The organism is Psychroserpens sp. BH13MA-6, from assembly GCF_052983595.1.
Window position 1 is genome coordinate 969,596 of the sequence record NZ_JBRJGE010000001.1, and the last position, 19,920, is coordinate 989,515.

The window sequence follows — 19,920 nt, forward strand, 5'->3', positions numbered from 1 at the left end:
TTTATTCGTATGTTTCACACAGTTAATTGCCCCCAACATGAAACTAACACTACTACTAACCTATCTTTTAAGTCTCGGCTTATACGCTCAAGACCTAACGCCATTTGATCCAGAACACAGCAAAGGACAACTTTACGAATATGCAACCTATACGAATGTTGGCAATAAAAATTTTTCTATTGCCGATATTATCAATGGCGGCACAAAAGAATTTAAAGAACTTCAGTCAGAAAACCACAGTGTCGGTTTTACAACCGATAATTATTGGGTTCACTTTCGACTTGAAAACACGACTACTCAAGATCATGTTTATTATTTAGAAACGGCAAGACCTATAACAGATGTCGCTACTTTGTATCAAATAAGCCAAACTAGCGTTGAGACCTTTAGAAGTGGTGATCAAATTGCATTTGAAGACCGACAAGTTGGTCATCGTTCTACCATTTTTAAAGTCGAATTACCTGCCAATTCAGTGCAGCGATTTTATTTGAATTTAAGTAGTGATGGTGAGACGGTTAACATACCTCTAACCTTATATGACGAAAGTTCATTTTGGGAAGTTAATTACAAACAGCAATTGTTTTTAGGTTTGTTCTATGGTTTATTATCATTGGCAGGCATTATTTATCTTTTCTTTTTCACAAGTCTTAGGGAAAAAACCTTTTTATATTATGGATGTTATGTGTTTTCTATAGGATTTATGCAAGCGGCATTGGATGGTTTTATTTATGAGTTTCTATTGCCTGAGGGTGGTTATTTTAATAGTAGAGCTGTACTTATAACAGCACTGTTATCAAACTTCTTTCTGTTGAAATACTGTGAATACTTCTTAAAGGTTGACACGAAATTGCCGACTTTCAAAAAGCTTTTCAAAGCTATTTATATCATATTGGCCATATTGTTTATCATGGTTTTTGTGAATGAAACCACCTTGGAAATGGTATACCCTATTAGCAATTTAAACGGATTGTTGAGTTTGATACTTATTTTGGCTACGGTATTTACCATGCGTTACAAAAAAATGAAAATTGATCCTTATTTTTCATTTGGTATATTCTTCTTGGTTATTGGGTTACTTGGGTTTGTTATGAATAATTTAAGTCTTCTCCCGAACAATTTCTATACATTGAACAGCGCTAAATTTGGTTCTGGATTTGAAATTATTTTTCTGTCGTTGTCGATGACTAATTTGATAAAAAAATTGCGACAAGCCAAGGAAACGTCACAGGAAGAAGCGCTTCAAAAATCGGAAGAGATCAGTGAGTTAAAAACTTACTTTATGTCTAATATTAGTCATGAGCTGAGGACACCTCTCAATGCCATCATGAGTATCGCAGAAAGCGAATTAACACAAGTAGGGAATTCTGTAGAAAGCAGAAAACAGTATCAAATTATTAAAAATGCCTCTTTAAGTTTATTGAGTAACGTCAATGATATTTTAGATTTTGAAAAAATTGAGAAAAATGAATTAATACTAAAGGAAGAAGAGTTTAACCCGTCAATTGCAGTGCATCAAATAAGTAATAATTGGAAAATTGAGGCAGAGAAAAAAGGCTTGAAATACAGTTTTGAAATGGATCCTGAAATCCCAACGACTACTATTGGAGATGCCGAAAGGTTTATACAAATTATCAATAATGTATTGAGTAATGCTATAAAGTTTACCAGCAGTGGCCATGTAAAATTCAAACTAAAATGTTTGGCGCAGCCTAACGGAATTTCCCGTTTCTATATACAGGTTACAGATACAGGAGTTGGCATGGACAAAACGTTAAAGAGTAATGTTTTTGACAGTTTCAATCAGATGCGATTAGATCATAAGCGTCAATTTGGTGGCATTGGACTTGGATTAACAATCGTTAAACATTTAGTGCAACTTTTTGAAGGGAGTATTCAAATTGAAAGTGAAAAAGGACATGGAACCGATGTCTATATAGAAATACCATTAAAATACATTGCTAAGGAAGATACCGCCGATGCTGATACTTCAACGAATCTTCCAAATGCGCAACATGTTTTAGTTGTTGAGGATAATAAACTAAATCAAATGGTGATGAGAAAATTGCTGAGTAGCATGTCACATATCAGTTTTGCAGTAGTGAATAACGGTAAAGAAGCTTTAGAAGCTTTGAGTAAAGACGTCTATGATGTTGTATTAATGGATTTACAAATGCCAGTAATGGATGGTTATGAAGCCACCAAGATCATTCGAAGTGGAGACTTGGGTACAAGCATTGGAGATATTCCTATTATTGCCGTAACAGCAGATGCCATGCAGGAAACTAAACAACGCGTACTGGAGCTTGGTATGAACGATTACATGACAAAACCTGTTCAAAAGGACGTGTTACTCAAGAAAATGACTGAATGTTATAAAGCCCCTTCTTTAAAAATAGCTTAGTCAATAAAGTGTAAACTTTCTTCAAGAACTTTAGTTAAAGCCTTAGGTAGGTTGTCTTTTTCCCAAGGATGACTCGACCCGAATACATGGTTGGAATTTTCTATAGCCACCAAGTTGTTTTTAGGATTGTAAGCTAATAGTTCCTCGGCTTCCGAAAATGATACTGAAGGATCATCCTTGGCGTGAATGATGAGTATAGGCTGTTTTATTTTTTTAATAGCAGATTGAATATCTAATCGCTCTTTATGCTTGATATAATTCTCATAGAATTGAAAATTATGTGGCATTTGTTGTTTAGTGCGACCATTTAAAACATACTTTACACCATTGTTTCGCCAGGCTTCTAAATCGCCAGTAGTCGCTGATCGCTTTCCAAAATCACAAATACTTGCCCAAGTGATAAGCTTCGTAATTCGTGGGTCTTCAGCTGTTTTTATAATGGATATGCCTCCACCACGTGAATGTCCAATAAGGATCACATTAGAGTTGTCAATCTGATTGGCATAGGTGAAATTCGGATTTAAAAAATAATTCAAAATGGCGTCTAAATCATCAATTTCTTTGGTGTAGTTATTTTCAGCAAAGGCCTGTAGATCAGGAAAATCTATCGGATTCTCTACAGTTCCGCCATTGTGAGAGAAATTGAACTTCACAAAAAAATACTGCCTTGCTGAGAATTCATTTGCAACTAAGTTCCATGTTCCCCAATCCTTGAACCCCTTGTACCCATGAGAAAAAATAACCAGAGTTTTGGGCTTGTCATCTCGATTAAAATAGGCATCCCAAACAATTGGTTTCTTATCAGGTCTTTCTAAAATTTGGTTTTTTAAAATCATATTATACCTCTTTTTCTTCAAAGTCTAAATTTACATCGTAAATCTCTATGATGAGCTTTTTCAATTGATTTTCAAAGGCTAGTAATACCGCTTCATCAATCGTATGATTTTTAGTCCGACTTTTTATTGAAGGCTTTATGGCAAATTTCAAAAAGCCAGAATTTAAATTTTTAAACGAAATAATTCCTGCTTCTACAGGCAATGTAATTTGATTGCTTTTAAACATCATGTAGGCGTACATTAAAATTTGAAAGCTTTTACTGTATTTCGTATAATCGGTGGTGATGTCATCCCAGTCAACTATTTCAACTTTACCAGCCTCAACCTTTCCCGTTTTATAATCTATAATTCTTAGAGTGCCGTTGTATTCATCGATACGATCAACTTTTCCTGTTAGGTTAACCGTTTTTGAAATCTCATCAATGTTTAAAGACACATCGTTTTTAGTTTCAATAGCTAAAATTTTTATCTGATTGCCATTTTTAAGAGTTTTGAGTTCTAAACGTAAAAAGTTGGCAACATAGCGCTGTGCGATTTCATAAATGAGCAAATTTTTGCCATTGGTAAAATCACCATCCTTATATTCTATTTTGAAGTGATGCGTTACAATCTTCTTTATGTTTTTAATCATAGTATTCACAACACCTTCAGTCAGAAATTCTCCAACAACAGGTTTGTAAAAATCTTCTAAAGTATTGTGGATAATCGTCCCAAGGGTATTAAATGCGACACTTTCCTCGACGTCATCATACTGTTTGATGCCCAATATCTTTTCGTAATAAAAGTCCATTGGATTTCGCACGTAATTTGTCAACGAAGATGGTGAGAATCCCTTTTGGGCTAAGTCATCTAGAGTTTTTATGATGTCTTTCGATTTCTTTATTGTTTTTAGTTGGGTATTAATGACAGGCACTTTAGCGGAAACAATTTGGTGGTTGATAGTGTGAATACCTTCGACTTCCAGTTGTGTTATAAAACGACTTTTTTCGCCGCCATTGAGAACATCAGGTTCTGTATTGTACAAAATATAGGCAGATTTCGAACGCTGTATCAACCGATAAAAATGATAGGTGTAAACAGCATCTTTTTCCTTATAAGTTGGTAAGTCATTTTGCAACTTGACATCAAATGGAATAAATGAATTATGACTTTTTCCAGCGGGTAAGATGCCTTCGTTGACTGAGGTAATGATTACCGTTTCAAAATCAAGGACACGGGATTCTAACATTCCCATGATTTGTAAGCCTTTAAGAGGCTCGCCTTTAAAATCTAATGTGTCATTTTTTATAAGTTCTCGGTAGAGGGTAAAAAGGGTTGTTACGGAATTAATATGTGAAAACGAGGCGTTGAGTTTGGCTAAGGTGTTAAAAATCTCATGAAAACGATAAAGGTATTCTAGAGACAACAGCTGATCAGATTTATCTTGGTCTAATTGAGATTTAATTTTTAAAATGAGTTGTGTACAACATGTAATAGCTTTGCTCGACGAGTCCTGCCATGAATCAAATAAGAGACCGATAACCTCTTTATGTTCAATTGCCAATGCTTTTAATTCTGAAGATTGCAAGTAAACTTTATTATTTTCTTGAATGTAGCTAATAAGGTTGTCTGATATATTTCCAGTAGTCTGTTGAAATAACTGTGACACATATTGGTTTGATAACACACCAATCACGTCTTTATAGTAAAGTGTTTTAGAGGATTTGTGAATGTTAAAAAGCGATTCAAAAAGGGAAGCAAGAGGGATAACCTTTAGAGGTAAACCCATCGTAATATTCACGGCACCAATAGCTTTAGGGATAGAGTTGAGTAAAGGCAATAGAAGCGTTTCATCACCAAGGACTACGGCAGTATTTTGTAAATTTTTCTCTTTTTTTGCAATAGTTTCTAACAGCTCACCAACATATTTGATCTGACTAATATTTTTAGGAGCTCCTATAATTTGAATGTCTTTAGGTTGCGAGTAGTTGTTTCCTATCCAATTAAAATCATGTTTGGAGAAGTAAGTCCATTCTTTTCTATGGGCTCTTAGGAAAAGACCTGCATCATGCACGTCATTATTTATAAAGACCTCATCAATATCCCAATAAATCAGACCTAAGTCTTGTGCTAAAATCTCTTGAATGATGACATTTTCTGCTTTATTCAAGGCATTAAACCCGACAAAAATAAATGTTTCATGAGTATTTAGGGACAAATACTGTTCTATATTATCGACGGCTTCACGATAGACCAATCCTTGATAACCTTTCTTCTGAACTTTTAAATGTTTTTTGAATTCCGTGTAATAGAATTTCAAACGATTCCAGAATTGCAAGTAGTTCTTAATATAGGTCGTAGGTTGCTCATCAAGAGACCAATGTTCTATTTCCTTTATGGCATTGAGATAATCAAATATATCATCAGGAGGAATGAGATAACGATCTATTTCATTGAAATCCTGTAAAAGAACTTGAGCCCATTTAGAAAACTTGTCAAAAGATTCAAGATCTTTTTCTGGAGTGTTTTTTAAATACACGTCATAAAAGTCGAAGAGCAACTCTGAGTTGCTAGTGTATTGAAACTCTGAGATGGTTTCTACAAATTCTTCAATAGATAAAATGTTTGGCGAAAAAATGGTGTCATTGACATGCTTTGAAATAGCATGCTTCAGAAAAGTGCCTGAACGTTTACTAGGCAAAACAAATGTCAATTGGGAAAGCGTGTAAGATTTACCAACTAAATCCTTAAGGACTTCATCTATGAATGATATCATAGTATAAAAATAAAAAACGCTCCGAATATCGGAGCGTTTTTTTATTTATTTGTGTGTTTGTGAAACTTTTATTTCAGTTTTACTTCAACACGTCTGTTTTCTTTTCTACCATTTCTGGTTTTGTTAGAAGCGATTGGATAATCTTCACCGTATCCTGCAGCAGTTAGTCTATCTGCATTAATACCGTTTGCGATTAAATAATCTCTAACAGCGTTAGCTCTTCTTTCAGATAATAACTGGTTTGTAGTTTTAGAACCTACACTATCAGTATGACCTTCAATAGAGAAATCTGCTTGTGGGTACTCTTTAAAGATAGCAACCATTGCTTGTAATACAGCATCAGTTTCAGCTTGGAATGACGCTTTACCTGTATCAAATAAGATTGTTCTTGCGTATTCGTTTAACTGCTTCATTACTTCTTCAGTTGGCTCAATTTCTGGGCAACCGTTGTTAGCAACTGTACCAGCTTCGTTAGGACACTGATCATCTTTATCTAAGACACCGTCACCATCTGTATCTGGCCATGGGCATCCTTTGTTAGCAGAAGGTCCTTTTTCGTTAGGACACTCATCGTCTTTATCAGCAACACCGTCACTGTCAGCATCTGGACAACCGTTTAAGGCTTTTAAACCAGCAACTGTTGGACAATCATCATCTTTATCAGCTACACCATCACTATCAGTATCAGGGCAACCATTGAATTCAGCTAAACCAGCTTCGTTAGGACAATCATCTTTAGCATCTTCGATACCATCATTGTCAGAATCTGGGCAACCGTTGAAAGCTTCTAAACCAGGTACATCTGGACAAGCATCATCTTTATCGTAGATACCGTCACCATCAGTGTCTTTACCACCAAATTTGATAGCTAAACCAACTGAATGTTGAAAGTGCTTCGCTAAGTAGTCTTCGAATGAATGCTTGTAAGAAGATTGAACTGTCACACCAATGTTTTCAGAGAACCAGTAGTTGATACCTAAAGTTCCGTTTAAAGTTCCAGCACCGATATCATCTACCCATGTGTAACCTCCACCAACACCTAAGTAAGGCTCAACGGATTCAGAGTTGATAAGATTTGCAAAGCTATAAGATATTGTACCATCTAATCCATAGTAAGACAAATCATCAGCAGAAGTATCTCCAATTTTATCTATTCTGTTTATTGTTCCAGCGGCAGTTAATGTAAATCCATCGCTTAAGTATCTAGATACAGAAACTCTAGATAATGAAGGTAAATAGTTCCAGTGATCAGTTACATTGAAATACTCATCAAAGTACTCACCTAATGGAGCTTCTTCTCCAACAGGATAAAAGTCAACCGCGTTTGCGCCAATGCCAATTTTCCAAGGGTTGTTTTCGTCTTGCGCATTAGCGTTGAAGCTTAATACGATTAACATAGCGAAAAATAATCTGCTAAGATTTTTCATATTCAATAATTTTAATTTTAAGTGTTAATTACAGGCAAAAGTAAGTTGTTAAATTTTATTAACAAAGACAAATATATAAAAATATTGGTTATTACCACTAAAAATAGGGAGTTTGGACTAATTTTAAATAATTTCAAGTTTTTCCCCAACTTTAGTGAATGCTTCTATGGCTTTGTCTAGATGTGCTTTCGTATGTGCCGCTGAAAGTTGCACGCGAATTCGCGCTTTTTCCCGCGGTACAACTGGGAAAAAGAACCCAATTACATAGATGCCTTCGTCTAATAGCATTTTAGCCATTGTTTGCGATAACTTGGCATCATAAAGCATGACTGGAACAATGGCCGAGTCACCGTCAATAATATCAAAGCCCGCGGCTTTCATGCCTTTTTTGAAATAAGCCGTATTACTTTCCAATGTATCACGGAGTGACGTGTCATTTGAAAGCATATCAAAAACTTTTATAGAAGCGCCAACAATTGCTGGTGCTAAGGAATTTGAAAAGAGATACGGTCTCGAACGTTGTCTTAAAATTTCAATAACCTCTTTTTTAGCAGTGGTATAACCACCCATAGCTCCACCCATGGCTTTTCCTAAGGTTCCTGTAATGATATCAATTCTGCCTAAAACACCTTTTTCTTCTAAGGTGCCACGTCCTGTTTCTCCAATAAAACCAGTGGCATGACATTCATCAATCATGACCATGGCATCATAGGTATCTGCCAAGTCACAGATTTTGTCCAAAGGTGCCACTAAGCCATCCATGGAAAACACACCATCAGTCACAATGATTTTAAAACGAGCACCATTCTTATTGGCAGCGATGAGCTGATCTTCCAAATCCTTCATATTGTTATTGGCGTAGCGATAACGTGCCGCTTTGCATAACCTGACGCCATCAATAATTGAAGCGTGATTTAGAGAATCGGAAATTATAGCATCCTCCTTTCCTAATAGCGGCTCAAAAACACCACCATTGGCATCAAATGCTGCGGCGTAAAGTATGGTGTCTTCAGTACCGTAAAAATCTGCAATTTTTTGTTCTAGCTCTTTGTGAATATCTTGAGTTCCACATATAAATCTTACAGACGACATACCAAAACCGTGAGTATCCATCGTATCTTTAGCAGCTTGTATGACTTCAGGATGAGCTGATAAGCCTAGGTAATTATTAGCACAAAAATTTAAAACCGTTTGTCCGGTGCTTAGCGTGATTTCTGCACCTTGAGGTGAGGTAATAATGCGTTCTTCTTTAAATAATCCATCGTTTTTAATAGATTCAATTTCGTTTTGGAGGTGTTCTTTTATCTTTCCGTACATAGTTCATTTTAGTTTTTACAAATTTAAATTTCTTTTATGACAATGTCCTCATTAATGTAAATAAGGATTTTTTTAATAACGTCATACCCCATCTCTTCCAATACATGTTGATAATCAAATAACTGTTCCTTGTGTTTGGCTTCTTGCTGACCTGTTTTGTAATCGATAATGGTGGCTTGCTGTTTTGGATTTATAACAATTCGGTCAGGTCTCAGAAGTTTTCCGTTTTTTGAAATAATATCACGTTCGTTAAAAATGGTGAGCTCCTGATCAAAATATGCCATTAAGTCTTGATGTTTTATAATGTTATTGATAACAATTTTGAGTTCTTTAGAGGCGTCTTCTGAGATAATGCCTGCATCTATAAAATGAGTCAGGGCAAACTCGACATCTTGTTCGGTGTGAATATGAGACATGATTTCGTGTACCAGGTTCCCTCGTTCAATTGCTTTTTCCTGTGCGGTATCCCAAAGTGATCCTGAACGTGTCAAAATATTGAGATTGAGATCTTCTTTTTTTGTTGAAATTAACTGGTTTTGATCGATAGTAGCAGTAGTTATTTCATCAGTTTTGAACATTTTTTCCGAGGTTCCAAAACGATACTCGAATTGATGCTCACGCCATTGTCCAGTTGATTTCAAATAATTGATAAACAGCCCAGAATAATGTGTTAATCGTTCTTCTTGTGAATTGTCTACATCAAATTCAGAAATCACAAATAATTGCGCAATGGCTCTTGTAAGTACCACATATAATAAATTTATACTATCTAACTCTAGTTGTGACCTGTATGAATTGTAAATGAATGCTCCTGTCTCATTAAATTCTTCGAGATCTTTGTTCAGATTAACTAATAAACTAGAAAACCCTCCAAAATGTGTCTTTTCAACCGGAAACCAAGCTTTTGGATTCATATCGAAATAAATATCCTGATTGGCATAAGGGAAAATAACCACGGGAAATTCAAGTCCCTTAGATTTATGAATTGTCATAATCTTAATAGCATCTTTTCCAGTGGGTGAGACGATACTTAATTTGTCTTTCTTCCGTTCCCAATGTTCTAAAAATCCAGAGAAACTAGCATTGTATTTTTGCGAGTAATCAAAGACTTCATCTAGATAAAATTGGATGTAAGCGTTAGATTCGTCATGTAAATGGAAACTTCTTATGATGCTTTCAACGGCTTCGTAAAGTGGTAACTGAGAAAATCGCTCCTCATCAAATGTGAAGCCATAACTCTGTAACTTAGTAAAAAGCGTTTTGGTATTTAAATGAATAAGACTGAGATAAAACAAGTGCTTGTCTTCAATATTGAGCTTGTCAGCCAAATACTCCAATAGTTTTATTTTGATCTCGTTGTTATCTGGTTGTAAGCTTAAAGTTATTAATTGATTGATGAATTTTACTTCAGGCGCATTATTAATAAGTAAGGTTTCAGAAGATATGATCGGTATATGATGATCACTCAAATAGTTGGCGATAGTCATTCCTTCTTTACTTTTTCTCACAATGATACAAATATCATTCAGCGAAAACCCTTTAGCTAAAACATTCTGTATGGTCTCTAAAACAGCCTGGCAATACAACGCATCTTTATCTTGGTCTTTGCTATCTAAAAATTGTAATTCTACAAGTCCTTCCGAAGTAATTTCCACTTCTTGTTTTGCCTTTTTGTAGATGAGTTGATGTTGTGGGTCGGAAAAGGCAATGTCTGCAATATGCTCAAAGAAGTGATTGTTAAATTCAACGATGGTTCGGTGACTTCTGAAATTTGAAGGTAAATCTTTAACTTTCTGTGTAACAGACAAAGGTGTTTTTGATTTCGTGTATAAATCAATAAATTGCTCCGCACGACCTCCACGCCATCTGTAAATAGCTTGTTTGGCATCACCGACAATCATGGCAGAACCTACCTCTCCTTTTAAGTTTTGACCAGATGTTGCATTGTTGATTAAAGGAATTAAATTTTCCCACTGCAACACCGAAGTGTCTTGAAATTCATCTATAAAGTAATGTTTAAATTTTTCTCCCATTCGCTCATAAATGAAAGGTGCAGGTTGCTTTTGAATTTCATTATGTATGATAGAGTTAAACTCAGAAATTAATAATAAATCGTCTGCTTCTTTGAGTGTTTCTAGCGATTTACTAATGGCACCTAATACAGAAAGAGGTGTGATATTTTTTAAAACATTAGTTAAGAATTTAGACGTATAAACTAAGGTTTTAATGGTTAAATAGTGGGTTTCAATTTCAGGTAATAAACTGTCGATGAGAGCAGCTTTATCAGCATCTAACTTCGTGCCGTAGATTTTTGTGCGATTTGCTAAATTATTTTGAAGTTGATTCCCGTAAAGATTTGTAAAATCTAAAGTGCTTGCTTTTTTAAAATGGTTGGGTAAAGTTTGTCTGCTGAAATCTTCGAATGCAATACCTGCTGAGCTAATGAGTGCTAATGTCGTTTCGGCTAATTGTTTGATTTGGTTTTCAACATCTTTTTTTTGTGATCTTAGGATGTGATCCAAGTTTTTAAAATCATTCAAGTTTTTATCTTGTAATGTTTGTAAAAACGGAATATCATTCTCGTTAATAAGCAGTTGAGCGATGTTATTAAAATCATAAGAAATATCCCAACTCCTATCATCATCAGCTTTCTCTATGGCAAAATCGACTAATACTTTCGTCAAGATGTCATCGGAACCAGCTTGATCTATCAATTGATCAACCGCTTTGGCTAAAATACCCGACGTGTCTAATTCCACTTCAAAATTGAGTGGTAGTTTTAAGTCGTAAGCAAAGGTTCGAATAAGTTTATGGTTGAATTTATCAATCGTAGAAATATCAAACGCGGCATAATTGTGAACAATCCGTTCCAAAATTTGTTTGGATTTTTGATGCAATTGTTCTGGAGTCATGTCAAGTTCATCCACTAAAACGTTAAACATGGGATGTGACGACTGTAATATTTGAGCGCTGGAAAATGCTTTCAACATGTCAATGATTCGTGACTTCATTTCACTCACGGCTTTATTCGTAAAAGTAAGTGCTAAAATTTGCCTAAAGATTAAATTACTATGTGAGTCGAACAGGATTTTAAGATAGTCTTTAACTAAGGTAAATGTTTTACCGCTTCCTGCGGAAGCATTATAGATTGTAAATGGTGATTGATTTTCCACGCTTAAAATTATAAAATCTATCTATGAGTTCATAGGTATTTAATATTTTTAATTGCGCCTTATTATGCGTAAATTTGAGTGAATTAATTATTAACACAAAAAACCAATAATATTATGGCTTTCGAATTACCGAAATTAAAATATGCATATGACGCTTTAGAACCACATATCGACGCGCGTACCATGGAAATACATCATTCTAAACACCACAATGGTTATACGACAAAGTTGAATGCAGCTATTGAAGGAACCGATTTAGAAGGAAAATCTATAGAAAATATCTTAGAGAATTTAGATATGGAAAACAAAGCTGTTAGAAATAACGGTGGCGGTTTTTACAATCACTCATTATTCTGGGAAGTAATGAATCCAGAAGACAGAGGGTATTTGTCAGGTGAACTTAAAGATGCCATTGAAGCAGCATTTGGTTCAAAAGAGGCGTTTGTTGAAGCGTTTAGTAAAGCAGCAGCAACTCAATTTGGTTCTGGATGGGCTTGGTTGTGCGTTCACAAAGGCGGTAAGGTTGAAGTTTGTTCAACACCTAATCAGGACAATCCAATGATGCCAGGCGTAGGTTGTGGTGGACATCCAATTTTAGGATTGGATGTATGGGAACATGCCTATTATTTAAATTACCAAAATAGACGACCAGATTATATTGACGCTTTCTTTAAAGTGATTAATTGGAACGAGGTCGAGCGCAGATATGCAGAAGCGAAGTAAGATTCGTTAACTTATAAATTGATAAAAGCAAACTCAGGAAGGGTTTGCTTTTTTTTTAAACTGATAAGAGTTTTTGTAGAACGCATTAAAATGAAAAAAGCCGGACGAGAGTCCGACTTTTTTGCCCCAAATCTACCATAAACTTAACCTACTTATGTTATGGTGAAACAAATATAACAGCACTTATATTTAATATGTTAATTTTTTAGACCAACGACAAATAAATTGGCTTAAACGGAAAAAATTGATAGTCTTAGAGTTTTATAAGATAAAAGGAGACAAGGCCTAAAGCAAGAAAGTGAATAAATAAAACAAGAGAAAGTCATAGTTTTTATGCGATAGCGCTATCTTTTAAATCTATGAAATCTGAAAACCTTCAATTGATGCCATAAAAAAAGGTGAACAAGAGTTCACCTTTTTTTGCCCCAAATCTACCATGAACTTAACCTACTTATGTTATGGTGATACCAATGTATGCGTTTATTCGAGAAGAGTAATCAAATATTAGACGAAATGCATTTTTATCAGATAAAAAGCATAATTTTTAGGATAAAGTGCCAAAAATCAACCGTTTATCTAGTAAGCTCTTTCCTTGTTTCCTTCATAGAAATTTACGAAGGCCCTGTTAACCACTCTGTTACCTCCTGGTGTTGGGTAATTTCCTGTAAAATACCAATCCCCTAAATTTTTTGGGCAAGCTTTATGTAAGCTCTCAATTGGTTGGAAAATGGTTTTTACCTTGGCTTTTACCGAATCATCAGAAATGAGTTGGGCTATTTTATTTGAAATCTCATCTGCGGTAAATTCATTGTACAAATCCTTTACAAAATTTTTGACTTCCTTGTCTTTCAACGCTAATTGAGCCTTACACTTCTGATAGGTCTCTTCTATTAAATGGTATTTGTTACGTTCCTTCAATAATTCCAACATTGCACGGAAGGCGATGAGACTCTCTAGATTTGCCATATCAATACCATAACAATCTGGATAACGAATCTGTGGTGCTGAAGATACGACCACAATTTGTTTTGGATTAAGACGATCCATCATCTTAATGATACTTTTCTTTAGTGTTGTTCCTCTCACGATACTATCGTCTATAATCACTAAATTATCTGTCGGCTTAATGACGCCATATGTCACGTCATAGACATGAGCAACAAGATCATCCCGACTACTATCTTCGGTAATGAAGGTTCGTAACTTAACATCCTTTATTGCAATTTTTTCGATACGAGGTCTTTCAGATAGAATTTCAGTGACACGCTCTGCGGATAATTTTCCATCACCATCTAAAATCGCTTTTGTTTTTTGCTCATTGAGATGTTCTTCAACAGTTTCAATCATTCCGAAAAATGATGTTTCAGCCGTATTTGGAATGTAGGAGAATACCGTGTTTTTTGTGTCATTATCAATAGCTTCCAAAACTTTAGGCATTAATAATTTTCCTAGGTTTTTTCGCTCCTGATAAATTTCAGCATCACTACCTCTTGAAAAATAAATGCGCTCAAAAGAACAGGCTTTACGTTCTAGTGGTTCTATAATCTGCTCAATAAAAACCTCTCCAGACTTTTTTGTAATAATGGCGTGACCAGGATCCAATTCTTGAACATCTTCAAATTTTACATTGAAAACAGTTTGAATAACAGGTCGTTCTGAGGCCACAACTACAATTTCTTCGTCCTCGTAGAAATAAGCCGGTCTAATTCCAGAGGGATCACGTAAAACAAACGAATCTCCATGTCCTAATAATCCAGCCATGGCATAGCCTCCATCCCAATTTTTGGCGGCTTTTCTCAAAATTTTTGCAATATTAAGACGTTCAGCAATTAATGGCGAACATTCACTTTTATTATAGCCTTCCTTTTTGAGTTTCTTATATATTTTAGCAACAGCGTCATCAAGAAAATGACCTATTTTTTCCATGATCGTAATCGTATCCGCTTTTTCTTTTGGATGCTGACCAAGCTTTATGAGTCCATCAAAAAGTTGATTGACATTGGTCATGTTAAAATTTCCTGCTACAATCAGATTTCGATGCATCCAATTGTTTTGTCTTAAAAAAGGATGGACACTTTCAACACTATTCTTTCCAAAGGTCCCATAACGAACATGTCCCAATAATAATTCTCCAATATACGGGATATGCTTTTTCTGAAGCGAAACATCATCTTGATATTCAGGGTGTTCTATAAGTTCTTCATTGATGCGTTGGTTGATTTGTGCAAAAATATCTTGAATAGGCTGCTGTGCAATGGAGCGCACACGACTAATATAGCGTTCTCCAGGATTTGTGTCTAATTTGATGCTAGCAAATCCAGCACCATCTTGACCACGATTATGCTGCTTTTCCATCATGAGGTACATTTTATTGACGCCATAAAATGCACTTCCGTATTTTTCCTTGTAATACTCTAATGGTTTTTTAAGTCTGATGAGTGCAATTCCGCATTCATGTTTTAAAGCATCGCTCATTGTTGTTGTGTTGTTTTTGAGTGAGCCAAAATTAATTATTTTGGATGTGTTTTTATAATTAAAAAACGCGCTCAAAATGGAGCGCGTTGATTTATGTTAATTCGATATTAAACTGTGTTAATCGCTTGAATTGTTCCATACGTTTGTGAACTTCTTCGTTTGTGAGGTTCACCATACGTTCCGTACCAAATTTCTCCACGCAGAACGATGCTAAGGTTGATCCATAGATGACCGCGTTTTTCATATTCTCAAAAGAATAATCTTCAGTTTTCGCCAAATAGCCTGCAAAGCCTCCAGCAAATGTATCGCCTGCACCTGTTGGATCAAACACTTCCTCTAGTGGTAAAGCAGGTGCGTAAAACATATGATCTTCATGGAATAGCAAAGCACCATGTTCGCCTTTTTTGATGACCACATACTTAGGTCCCATGTCATGAATTTTACGTGCAGCAACCACTAACGAATACTCACCAGTTAATTGTCTGGCTTCTTCGTCATTTATCGTGATGACATCTATTTTTTTGATGACCTTGTATAAATCCTCAAGAGCGCAATCCATCCAAAAATTCATGGTATCCAGAATGACAAGTTTTGGCTTTTTGGTCATTTGCTCTAAAACACCTATTTGTACAATCGGATGCAAATTTCCTAACATCACCACGTCCGAATCTTTGTAGCTTTCTGGTACTACTGGATTGAAATCTGCCAACACATTGAGTTCGGTTGCTAAGGTGTCTCTAGAATTCATATCATTGTGATATTTCCCGCTCCAGAAGAATGTTTTTCCTTCTTTTACAATTTCTACACCCTCAATATTAATATTTCTGCTAGATAACAAATCCAAATAGTCTTGAGGGAAGTCTCCTCCCACAACTGAAACTGCGGCAGCGTCAACATCAAAATGTGAAGCCGCTAAACCTATAAAGGTTGCAGCACCACCAAGAATTTTATCAGTTTTGCCGAAAGGCGTTTCAATGGCATCAAAAGCCACGGTTCCTACGATTACTAATTTACTCATGTAAGCGATTTATTTTAAGCGGCAAATATACGATTTTTACAGACTATTAAACGAATTTATTTTCGACCAAAATCTGCAGGAATTTCTCCCCAAGCTTTGGTTTCCCATTTCACAATAGTGGTCTTGTACGTATTGTTTTTGAGCCAATCAACCGCACGATCAACTAACTCAAATAAAGACTTGTTTTTAGTATTACGCTCTAGTTTTGTATTACATGTTTTCTTGCGTACCCAACTCATGGCAGTTTTGGAGTCGGTATAGATGATACGATCACTGTTGTTTTTTTTCAAAAACGCCAGGCCATGTACAATTGCCAAAAACTCTCCAATGTTATTAGTGCCTTCTTCAAATGGCCCTTGGATAAACAATTGTTTTTTGCTTTTGGTATCAACACCGCGATATTCCATTTTTCCGGGATTACCAGAGGATGCAGCATCCACTGCAATAGAATGGTAATTTGGCATTCCGATTTTTTTGAGTTGCGCTTCGGAAAGCTCACTTTTGAAAATTTTGTTGTTACCAATATAATCCTTGTAGTTGCCTTTGAGTGCTTTTTTTGCAGCTTCAAAAGTGGCAAACGATTTATACTGGGCACCTTGAAAATCTTTAATTTGTGCTTTGCAGTCATCCCAAGATTCAAATACGCCCGTATGATGACCTTTCCAAACCGTATAAAACTTTTTCTTCTTTTTACTCATCTAACAGTTGTGTTACAATCCTAGGAAAGTGTTCCATTTCTAATGTATGAATTTTACTGGCAACAGTTTCTGCGGAATCCGCAGCGTCTACAGCACATCTTGCTTGAAAAATAATGGCGCCTTCATCGTAGTGCTCATTGACGTAGTGAATGGTGATACCTGTTTCTTTTTCATGATTATCAACGACAGCCTGATGAACATGCTTACCGTACATGCCTTTGCCTCCATATTTAGGAAGCAATGCAGGATGAATATTGATCACTTTGTTAGGAAACACATTTAATATGCGCTCTGGAAATTTCCAAAGAAATCCAGCTAATACAATGATATCGGGATGAGCGGCTTTTAGGATATTCAGAACATCATCTGTTTCAGTAAAGGCTATTTTGTTGAAAGACAAGGCACTAACTTTCAATTTTTTTGCTCGTTCCAAAACTTTGGCATGAGGATTGTTAGTAAGCACTTGAATGACAGAAGCATTTTCTCTGTTGTGAAAAAACTTAATTAAATTTTCAGCATTAGTGCCACTTCCGGACGCAAAGATTACAATACGTTTCATTTACAGACAAAGAGTTAGTGTTATTCAAAAACAAAAAAAAGAATAATAAATAACAATTAGTAAGTAAAAGATAAATTCTTCAAAGTAATTTAGTAAATTACAGACACATTTTTAACGTAAAGGTGTGTATTAAAATAAAGTTTTTTATTTTTGCGACCTAATTAAAACTTAAAATTAAAAAATTATGTCAGACATTGCATCAAGAGTAAAAGCGATTATCGTAGACAAATTGGGTGTTGATGAAAACGAAGTTGTAACTGAAGCTAGCTTCACTAACGATTTAGGAGCAGATTCATTAGACACGGTCGAGTTAATCATGGAATTTGAAAAAGAATTCGATATCCAAATTCCAGACGATCAAGCTGAGAACATTGCAACAGTTGGTCAAGCGATCTCTTATATAGAAGAAGCAAAATAATTCAATAAACTTTTATGGAATTAAGGCGAGTTGTAGTTACTGGTTTAGGCGCTCTTACACCTATAGGCAATACCAAAGATGAATATTGGAATGCGCTTGTTAGTGGAAAAAGTGGTGCCGCACCTATAACGTATTTTGATACTGAAAAGTTCAAAACGAAATTCGCTTGCGAATTAAAAGACTTTAACGCCACAGATTTTCTTGACAGAAAAGAGGCTCGTAAGATGGATAGATTTACACAGTACGCTATGGTGGCTTCAGATGAGGCCATCATAGATGCTAAGTTAGATCTTGATAAAGTAAATAAATTACGTGTTGGTGTTATTTGGGGAGCAGGTATTGGTGGTTTGGAAACCTTTCAGAATGAAGTATTAAGTTATGCTGAAGGGGATGGAACTCCAAGATTCAATCCGTTTTTTATCCCTAAAATGATTGCTGATATTGCCCCTGGAAATATCTCCATCAAAAATGGTTTTATGGGTCCAAATTATACCACAGTATCTGCTTGTGCCTCTTCAGCCAATGCCATGATTGATGCCTTGAATTATATTCGTTTGGGACATTGTGATGTTATTGTAACTGGCGGAAGTGAAGCAGCGGTCACCATTGCAGGAATGGGTGGTTTTAATGCGATGCATGCCTTATCTACAAGAAATGAAAGCCCAGAAACGGCTTCAAGACCTTTTGACGCCACCAGAGATGGTTTTGTCTTAGGTGAAGGAGCAGGAGCAATTATTCTTGAAGATTACGAACATGCGAAAGCTAGAGGTGCTAAGATTTATGCGGAGTTAGTAGGAGGCGGTTTGTCTTCTGATGCTCACCATATGACGGCGCCACATCCTGAAGGCATCGGAGTTATGGCTGTGATGAGAAATTGTTTGGAAAATGCAGGAATGAAACCTGAAGAAGTTGATCATATCAACACGCACGGGACGTCAACTCCGTTAGGAGATGTGGCCGAACTTAAAGCGATTTCTGAAGTGTTTGGTAGCCATGCAGAACATATCAATATCAATTCAACCAAGTCCATGACTGGACATTTATTAGGAGCTGCCGGAGCTATTGAGTCTATCGCCTCGATATTGTCGATAGAACATGGCATGGTGCCTCCAACCATAAATCACGAGGTTGTTGATGAGAATATTGATCCAAAACTTAATTTAACATTAAACAAGGCTCAAAAGAGAGACGTTAAAGTTGCTATGAGTAATACCTTTGGATTTGGCGGACATAACGCCTGTGTATTATTTAAAAAAATAGATTAAATCCCGAATGAGCTTCATTCGTAACATACTAAAAAATTCCCGTTCTGATAAAGACGGGAATTTTTTTTTAATACTCAACGAAATTATTGGGTACAAAGCCAAAAATGATGCTTTATACATCAAAGCGTTTACCCATCGCTCCATGAATATTAAGGATAAGGATGGTAACGCGATCAATTATGAACGGTTAGAATTTGTTGGTGATGCCATGCTAGGCGCTGTCATTGCAGCCTATTTATTTGAAGAAGTGCCTCACGGAGATGAAGGCTATCTTACAAAAATGCGCTCAAAAGTGGTGAGTAGGGAACACCTGAACGAATTAGGTAAAGAACTGAAACTTATAGACTTAGTTGAAAGTAAAATCCCGAAGTCCAATTTCGGAAATAATATTCATGGCAACTTATTTGAGGCCTTAGTTGGTGCTATTTACCTCGATAAAGGGTATAAGTATTGCGAAAAATTCATACACAAACGTGTGATAAAACCTCATGTAGACATAGAAAAATTAGAAGGTCGCGTGATAAGCTATAAAAGCTTACTGATAGAATGGTGTCAAAAAGAAAAGAAGACCTTTGATTATCATGTGTATGAAGATACTGGTAATGACGATCTTAAACATTTTTCAGTGAAACTTTCCATAGATGATAAGGTGATTGCTAAGGCTAGAGCTACCTCCAAAAAGAAGGCCGAAGAAAAGGCTTCCAAGCGTGCGTTTTTTGCATTTCAGAAGGAAATAAGTAAAGCATTGTAAGTCGAACCATATTCCAATTAATTTAAGTTATGAACTACAACGTTTTCGTTTTAGCTAAGGCTTAAGATTAACCAAAACTTCACAGTATTATAGCATTTATGTGT

14 protein-coding genes are annotated in these 19,920 nt (G+C 35.7%); 5 read left to right on the forward strand and 9 right to left on the reverse strand.

The window, feature by feature from the left end; translation table 11 throughout:
• Window positions 1-37 precede the first annotated feature (37 nt).
• Entirely contained in the window at window positions 38-2,401 is a 2,364-nt protein-coding gene (locus ACU8DI_RS04285) for a 7TM diverse intracellular signaling domain-containing protein (protein ID WP_447111496.1), read from the forward strand.
• Here the strand turns inward: ACU8DI_RS04285 and ACU8DI_RS04290 are convergent.
• The 5 genes from ACU8DI_RS04290 to ACU8DI_RS04310 all read right to left on the reverse strand — a co-directional run bounded on the left by ACU8DI_RS04290 (window position 2,398) and on the right by ACU8DI_RS04310 (window position 11,909).
• Window positions 2,398-3,237, reverse strand: a complete 840-nt coding sequence (locus ACU8DI_RS04290; protein WP_447111497.1) for an alpha/beta hydrolase family protein — start codon at window positions 3,235-3,237, stop codon at window positions 2,398-2,400. The genes ACU8DI_RS04285 and ACU8DI_RS04290 overlap by 4 nt on opposite strands.
• 1 nt (window position 3,238) lies before the next feature.
• Window positions 3,239-5,992, reverse strand: a complete 2,754-nt coding sequence (locus ACU8DI_RS04295; RefSeq protein ID WP_447111498.1) for a PD-(D/E)XK nuclease family protein — start codon at window positions 5,990-5,992, stop codon at window positions 3,239-3,241.
• A 68-nt stretch (window positions 5,993-6,060) separates the two neighbouring features.
• The gene (locus ACU8DI_RS04300) at window positions 6,061-7,419 is read right to left on the reverse strand and encodes an OmpA family protein (protein WP_447111499.1); all 1,359 of its coding nucleotides are present in this window, start codon (window positions 7,417-7,419) and stop codon (window positions 6,061-6,063) included.
• Window positions 7,420-7,542: 123 nt separating this feature from the next.
• Entirely contained in the window at window positions 7,543-8,736 is a 1,194-nt protein-coding gene (kbl, locus tag ACU8DI_RS04305) for a glycine C-acetyltransferase (RefSeq protein WP_447111500.1), read from the reverse strand.
• Between the two features lie 23 nt (window positions 8,737-8,759).
• The gene (locus ACU8DI_RS04310; protein ID WP_447111501.1) at window positions 8,760-11,909 is read right to left on the reverse strand and encodes a UvrD-helicase domain-containing protein; all 3,150 of its coding nucleotides are present in this window, start codon (window positions 11,907-11,909) and stop codon (window positions 8,760-8,762) included.
• A gap of 114 nt (window positions 11,910-12,023) precedes the next feature.
• Between ACU8DI_RS04310 and ACU8DI_RS04315 the strand changes: the two genes are divergently transcribed.
• Entirely contained in the window at window positions 12,024-12,632 is a 609-nt protein-coding gene (locus ACU8DI_RS04315; protein ID WP_447111502.1) for a superoxide dismutase, read from the forward strand.
• Between the two features lie 576 nt (window positions 12,633-13,208).
• Here the strand turns inward: ACU8DI_RS04315 and ACU8DI_RS04320 are convergent.
• The 4 genes from ACU8DI_RS04320 to purN all read right to left on the reverse strand — a co-directional run bounded on the left by ACU8DI_RS04320 (window position 13,209) and on the right by purN (window position 17,382).
• Window positions 13,209-15,107, reverse strand: coding sequence for an amidophosphoribosyltransferase (locus tag ACU8DI_RS04320; RefSeq protein ID WP_447111503.1), 1,899 nt, complete (start codon window positions 15,105-15,107; stop codon window positions 13,209-13,211).
• A gap of 91 nt (window positions 15,108-15,198) precedes the next feature.
• Window positions 15,199-16,125 carry a PfkB family carbohydrate kinase gene (locus tag ACU8DI_RS04325; protein WP_447111504.1) on the reverse strand — a complete coding sequence of 309 codons (927 nt, stop codon included), beginning with the start codon at window positions 16,123-16,125 and terminating at the stop codon, window positions 15,199-15,201.
• A 56-nt stretch (window positions 16,126-16,181) separates the two neighbouring features.
• Window positions 16,182-16,823 (reverse strand): ribonuclease H1 domain-containing protein, encoded by a 642-nt coding sequence (locus tag ACU8DI_RS04330; protein ID WP_447111505.1) that lies wholly within the window; start codon window positions 16,821-16,823, stop codon window positions 16,182-16,184.
• Window positions 16,816-17,382 carry a phosphoribosylglycinamide formyltransferase gene (gene purN / locus ACU8DI_RS04335; RefSeq protein WP_447111506.1) on the reverse strand — a complete coding sequence of 189 codons (567 nt, stop codon included), beginning with the start codon at window positions 17,380-17,382 and terminating at the stop codon, window positions 16,816-16,818. Before purN ends, ACU8DI_RS04330 begins: the two co-directional genes overlap by 8 nt.
• Window positions 17,383-17,566: 184 nt before the next feature.
• Between purN and ACU8DI_RS04340 the strand changes: the two genes are divergently transcribed.
• The 3 genes from ACU8DI_RS04340 to rnc are packed head-to-tail and all read left to right on the forward strand — an operon-like array spanning window position 17,567 to window position 19,816.
• Complete coding sequence (locus tag ACU8DI_RS04340) at window positions 17,567-17,800, forward strand: acyl carrier protein (protein WP_008269813.1); 234 nt, start codon at window positions 17,567-17,569, stop codon at window positions 17,798-17,800.
• A 14-nt stretch (window positions 17,801-17,814) separates the two neighbouring features.
• Window positions 17,815-19,065 (forward strand): beta-ketoacyl-ACP synthase II, encoded by a 1,251-nt coding sequence (fabF, locus tag ACU8DI_RS04345; RefSeq protein ID WP_447111507.1) that lies wholly within the window; start codon window positions 17,815-17,817, stop codon window positions 19,063-19,065.
• A gap of 7 nt (window positions 19,066-19,072) precedes the next feature.
• Complete coding sequence (rnc, locus tag ACU8DI_RS04350) at window positions 19,073-19,816, forward strand: ribonuclease III (RefSeq protein WP_447111508.1); 744 nt, start codon at window positions 19,073-19,075, stop codon at window positions 19,814-19,816.
• The last annotated feature ends 104 nt before the right edge of the window (window positions 19,817-19,920 follow it).